General features: G+C 76.8%; 3 protein-coding genes. 2 read left to right on the top strand and 1 reads right to left on the bottom strand.

Translation table 11 applies throughout. The features are described from left to right. Both EBM89_RS20665 and erpA read left to right on the top strand, forming a co-directional pair. On the top strand, positions 1-361 hold a 361-nt coding region (locus tag EBM89_RS20665; protein ID WP_199732230.1), incomplete at its 5' end, for a glycerate kinase. A gap of 195 nt (positions 362-556) precedes the next feature. Further along, on the top strand, positions 557-907 hold the full coding sequence (erpA, locus tag EBM89_RS20660) for an iron-sulfur cluster insertion protein ErpA (RefSeq protein ID WP_122151419.1): 351 nt from the start codon (positions 557-559) through the stop codon (positions 905-907). A gap of 104 nt (positions 908-1,011) precedes the next feature. Here erpA and EBM89_RS20655 read toward each other — a convergent pair. After that, positions 1,012-1,477, bottom strand: a 466-nt coding sequence (locus EBM89_RS20655; RefSeq protein WP_122151418.1) for an aminotransferase class V-fold PLP-dependent enzyme, incomplete at its 5' end; no start/stop codon positions are given.

Below are 1,477 nucleotides of genomic sequence, written 5' to 3'. Positions count from 1 at the left end.
CGCGCTCGGGCTGCTCGGCGCGCGCCTGGTCCCCGGGGCTGCGTGGGTCGCGGACGCCGTGGACCTCGCCGCGCGGGTCGCGGACGTCGACCTCGTCGTGACCGGCGCGGGCGTGCTGGACGTCGGGGCGCTGGAGCACGGCGTGGTGGCCGCCGCGGCGGGGGCGGCGCTCCCGCTGGGGGTCCCGTCGATCGCCGTCGCGGCGCAGCTGCGCACGGGCCGCCGCGACTGGGGCGCCGCGGGTCTGGCCGCGGGCTTCGCGGTCCTGGAGCACCCCGAGGACGAGGCCCGCTGGCGCGAGGACCCGGCGGCAGCCCTCCGCGACCGCATCCCGCGCATCGCCCGCACCTGGTCCCGCTGAGCCTCCCGGTCCTCGTCCCGCGCCACCGTGCACGCCGGTGGCGGCACACCGGGAGGACTCACCCGGGACCCGTCCCGTGGTGCGCGGCGCGCGCGGGCGTACATTGGGAACAGAACGCGAGGGCGCCAGGTTGTGGCTGGTGCGGAGTTCCGTGGCGTCCCCGTGCGCCACGCACCTGACGAGACTGGAGAGACCATGAGCGAGACCACCGAGACCGCGACGCACGGCGTCGAGCTCACCGACTTCGCGGCCGACAAGGTGCGCAGCCTGCTGGAGCAGGAGGGTCGCGACGACCTCCGCCTGCGCATCGCGGTGCAGCCCGGCGGCTGCTCGGGCCTGATCTACCAGCTGTACTTCGACGAGCGCGTGCTCGACGGCGACGCGCTGCGCGACTTCGAGGGCGTCGAGGTCGTCGTCGACCGCATGAGCGTGCCCTACCTCGAGGGCGCGACCATCGACTTCGCGGACACGATCGAGAAGCAGGGCTTCACGATCGACAACCCGAACGCCGGCAGCAGCTGCGCGTGCGGCGGCTCCTTCGCCTGACCCGCGCACCCCGCACCACCCGCGAGCCCCCGACCGGACCGGTCGGGGGCTCGCGTGCGTCCGGGTGGTGCGGACACCGTGCGGGCGCCGCGCGGAGCCCCGCCTCAGAGGTCGGTGAGCCCTGCTGCGCGGCGGATGTCCGCGACGACCCCGGGCAGCACGTCGCAGAACCGCTCGACGTCGGCGGCGCGCGTGCCGACCGGCAGCGACAGGCGGACGTTCCCCTGGGTCAGCGCGCCCATCGCCGCGAGCACGTGGCTGGGCTGCTCGGTCGCGGACGTGCACGCGGACCCGGACGCGACCGCGAACCCGGCGCGGTCCAGCGCGGTGACGACCGCCTCGCCGTCCACGTAGAGGCAGGAGAACGTCAGCACGTGCGGCAGCCGGTCGTCGCGAGCGGCGGGACCCGCGACGTCGACCTCCGGCACCTCGGCGGCGATCCGGGCGCGCAACCGGTCGACCAGGTCGGTCCGGGGGTCCGGTCCGGCCGCGACCCGCGCGGCGGCGGCCTGCAGCGCGACGGCGGCGGCGAGCGCGGCGGGCACCGCCACGCCGCCGGGGAACCACCGG

Origin of the sequence: Cellulomonas triticagri (genome assembly GCF_003696205.1) — a bacterium.
In the GTDB taxonomy this organism is placed as follows: Bacteria; Actinomycetota; Actinomycetes; order Actinomycetales; family Cellulomonadaceae; genus Cellulomonas; species Cellulomonas triticagri.
The sequence above is the reverse complement of the archived record's forward strand: the minus strand, read 5'-3'. Positions and strand labels throughout refer to the sequence as shown.